3 protein-coding genes are annotated in these 4,064 nt (G+C 33.3%); 2 read left to right on the forward strand and 1 reads right to left on the reverse strand.

Going from position 1 to position 4,064, the window contains the following annotated elements:
- Positions 1-124: 124 nt before the first annotated feature.
- Positions 125-1,552: a hypothetical protein gene (locus tag AC1DG9_RS24410; protein ID WP_288883301.1), complete on the reverse strand. Its 1,428-nt coding sequence runs from the start codon at positions 1,550-1,552 to the stop codon at positions 125-127.
- Between the two features lie 541 nt (positions 1,553-2,093).
- Here AC1DG9_RS24410 and AC1DG9_RS24415 point away from each other — a divergent pair.
- Together AC1DG9_RS24415 and AC1DG9_RS24420 are read left to right on the forward strand one after the other, a co-directional pair.
- Positions 2,094-3,296, forward strand: a complete 1,203-nt coding sequence (locus AC1DG9_RS24415; RefSeq protein ID WP_477635407.1) for a glycosyltransferase — start codon at positions 2,094-2,096, stop codon at positions 3,294-3,296.
- A 62-nt stretch (positions 3,297-3,358) separates the two neighbouring features.
- On the forward strand, positions 3,359-4,064 hold a 706-nt coding region (locus AC1DG9_RS24420; RefSeq protein ID WP_477635408.1), incomplete at its 3' end, for an oligosaccharide flippase family protein.

The raw sequence follows: 4,064 nt of genomic DNA on the forward strand, positions 1-4,064 counted from the left end.
TAAACGGGTATAGAGAGATAGTTTTATTGTTAAAAAGATATGGTATAGAGAGATAGTTTTATTGTTAAAAAGATATTACTCAAAGTTTTTTGGTAAGAAATATCAACTTAAATAAGAAAATCTTTTATTCTACTGCCCCAATTGAAGGATTGCTTGTTGATCTGGCTTTACCGTAATAGTCTACGCTTATTAGTTTGATTAAAGAAGGATCGAAATTTTGCAGCGAAATTGCTCCTCCTGAACTTTTGGTTGCTGAATTGGAAGCTAAACTGAATTTTACGTTATCTGTTATTCCGGCATCCGCATAGGTTTTGAAATATTTGTTGGAATAAGAGGAAGGTTTTGTGTTACCCAGCTGGTTCCAAATTGGGTTTGTGTTATATTGGCCAACCAAAGGGAATTGATATCCGAGGTTATTAAAAACTTCGCATTTTCCACCTTCCTGTGTATACAAGTCTAAAATCTGAGCAGGGAAGGTACCTGATTTTGGCAGTAAATTTCCACATGTATTATTAAAGACTTTCGCATTTACATATGTTGTTTTTCCTGGCATAATGTTTCTTTTGAACGTTTGGAGTTCAAAGGCACTATACTCTCTTGAATTGGCAACAATATTATTAAAAATTAAAACCTCTTTAGGACTATCTCCTAAGCTAAAGCACCACGCTCTTATTGCATTTCCCTGGTGATCTTTTACGTAATTATTATAAAATTTACCATTACCAATCAGATAGAAAATTCCGTTATGATTGCTGCTCTCCTGATTGATGTCTTTTATAACATTATGGTGAATATTATAGGAATCTACGCTCTCTAATACCACCGCACTTCCTACTTTTGTGGAGTTTTTAAATGTAACATAAGCAATTTCAATATCCTTTATCAGCCCCTTTATGATATTGTCTTGAGCAGATCCTCTAAACCTGATTAAGGTACCTGTGTTGTCGCAATCAATGTTCAGGAATTTTAAATTTTTGCTATAAGAATTTTCTGACCCATTGTAGATGTTTTGCGGGGTATATTGAATACAACCATAGGTCACAAGATTTTGAAATGATACATTTTGTATTGTGAAGTTGTTGATGTTATCTGTTAATTGGAATGGGGCTCCATCTACAGTTCTGTCTTTAAAGAGAAATCCTCTTGAAATTCCGGGGGTTCCATTTCCACTTATAGTAACGTTGTTTAAATTGGAGAGTTTTATTTGTTTGTTTCCAATTAGTTGAACAAGTCCGTCGTTTTGAACTATTACAGGTTTATTAGTACCATTGATATTACTTATTTGTATACCATTATATGAACCACCTTTTATTTTTATTATAGTATTTGATGTTATTCCCAGTGTTTTTCCATCGATAGATAGATTACCTGAGCCGGTTCCTAAATTTAAGACAGTTGCATTTTCGGGGGCAGCAACCGTATCCTTTGGTGGAGGGACAGGTTTTTCGGTTTCGGGGAGTGGAACTTCYTCTACAGGAATTGTACTTTTTTTACAGGCTAATAAAATGATAATTGTAAATAAGAATAGGTAACTCCTTGTTTTCACTGTCATAATTTACATGTAAAATAATTTTTAATTACTGTTGATTTTCGTTCTAAACAAATAACATTTACCATTGCGACACTGTCTAATTATAAATCCCTATCCTATAATAAGTGGCGTAATATTTGTAATGGGGAATGTTTTTCTCAATAAAAATAGTTTTTTTTATTGAGAAAGAAAGTTTTTTTATTTTTTTTCTACGCTTAAAAGCATTTAGCGCTTGATTTGATAGTTTGGAGCAGTAATAATATGTGTTTTGTGTGGAAAATTTTCCCCAATTTTTATTATTTCTTTCTCCTAAATTCAACTTTCCTTGAACTTATATCATTAATTAAACGCGGCAATGAATTATTGTCGGGTCTAATTTAAGTTGTTAATTGTGAAAGCTTTATCTATTAGAAAGAGTTGCGGTATTACTTAGTTTAGGTTATCTTTAATGGATATTAAAAACAATCGTAGAAAACAGACTTGTTTTGGATAGCTTATTGTTTTGAATTTTATTGTATCTTATCGATCTACCAGTTATTAATAGATATAAAAGCGTATTTTAATGAATTTTGTTTTTGTCAGTTTGCAGCGAATAAATACAGATCGGGAGTCAACTTCCACAAGCTTAGCTAAAGAATTGGCAAAAAAGCACAGAGTATTATTCGTAAATCCTCCTATTGATAGAAAAACATTACTGTCAAAGGACAACGACCGTTATGTAAAAGAGCATATTAAGCTTATAAAAAATGGAGGCACCGGAACAAGGAGTTTAACTGATAATCTATACGTATTAAATACGAATAGCTTGTTAGAGTMAATTAATTGGATCCCCTCAACAAAAGTATTTTCTCTTTTCAATTATGTAAATAACAGGCGGTTTGCCAGGGACATTAAACAAGCATTGTCGGCGCTAAACTTTGACTCCTTTATTCTTATCAATGATAAAGATATATTCAGGAGCTTTTACTTAAAGGAATTATTGAAGCCAGACCTATATATATATCTTGATAGGGATTATACGCTTGGTGTTGATTATTGGAAAAGACATGGTGAGGCTCTAGAACCTAAATTGATAAAAAAGTCGGATCTTGTGATTTGTAACTCCAATGACTTCGTTAGAAGCGCCAAAAAATATAACCCAAATAGTTTTTACATTGGAAACGGCGTAGATCTTGAGCTTTTTAATAATGATATATTGCATGATATCCCGGCGCGGCTAAAAAATCTGGATAAACCAATAATAGGTTATGTTGGGGCGCTAAGCTCTTTAAGACTTGATCTGGATTTAATCATCAATATAGCAACTGCAAAACCAGAATATAACTTCGTTTTAATTGGTGAAGAGGACAAGGAATTTAGTAAGAGTATTTTACATGAAATGAAAAATGTTCATTTTTTTGGTAAAATAGATAAGAAAAATATTCCTTCTTATGTGCAATATTTTTCCGTTTGTATAAATCCACAGTTACTTAATGAAATTACTATTGGTAACTTTCCTTTAAAAATAGTAGAATATCTTGCGATGGGGAAACCTGTAGTTGCAAAGTCTACTAATACAATGAAAGAAGTATTTTCAGAACATACTTATCTTGCTAATGATGCGCCAGAGTTCGCAGATCTAATAACTAAGGCCTTGTCTGAAGATAATTCTGCCTTGCATTCAGAAAGGATTTCTTTTGCAAAGGGCTTTAGTTGGGATAAGGTTGTTTCATTATTAAATGAATCAATAAGATCTTGTACTACCAATAATCCAACGCTGATCTAAATGTTAGCATAAATATTGATTTACTATATTTTAATCAGCACCCTAAACTACTACGCTCATAGATGAACCGAGACAAACAGTATAATAAATGGCTAGAAACGTCCCATCTGACGCAAGATTTAAAGTCGCATTCTATTTCAGGTGGTTTTAACACTGTTGCCGGCCAGGTATTGTCTTTTGGAATAAATATGCTGTCTACCATTATCCTAGCCAGGTTATTGGTGCCGGGAGATTACGGTTTGGTAGCTATGGTAACTACAATAACTGGGTTTATCACTGTATTTAAAGACTTAGGTTTATCTTCGGCAGTTATTCAAACAAAGGAACTAAAAGATGACCAGGTGAACTCCATCTTTTGGATAAGCATCGGTGTTAGTTTTGTTATAGCACTAATTGTGTCGCTTTTAGCACCACTTTTAGTTGCCTTTTATAAGGAAGAGCGACTTCTGAATATGACTCTTGTGTTTGCCGCAAGTATTTTTATTACAGGATTTTCTCTTCAGCATAATGCGTTAATGAAGAGGCAGATGAAGTTTAAAACTTTGTCGAGAATTCAGATTTTAAGCACTGTAGGTAGTTTACTTACTGGTATGTTTTTAGCTTGGAAAGGATTTGGTTACTGGTCAATTGTAGCTATCTCAGTCTCCAGCCCAATATATTCAACTATATCACTCTGGTTTTTATGCGATTGGCGGCCTCGACTTGGTTTTAATTCAAAGGGGATAAAAACATTGGTATCTTTTGGCGCTGGTTTAACAGGATTTGATC

The sequence above is a fragment of the Pedobacter sp. 05L430 genome (assembly GCF_056397585.1).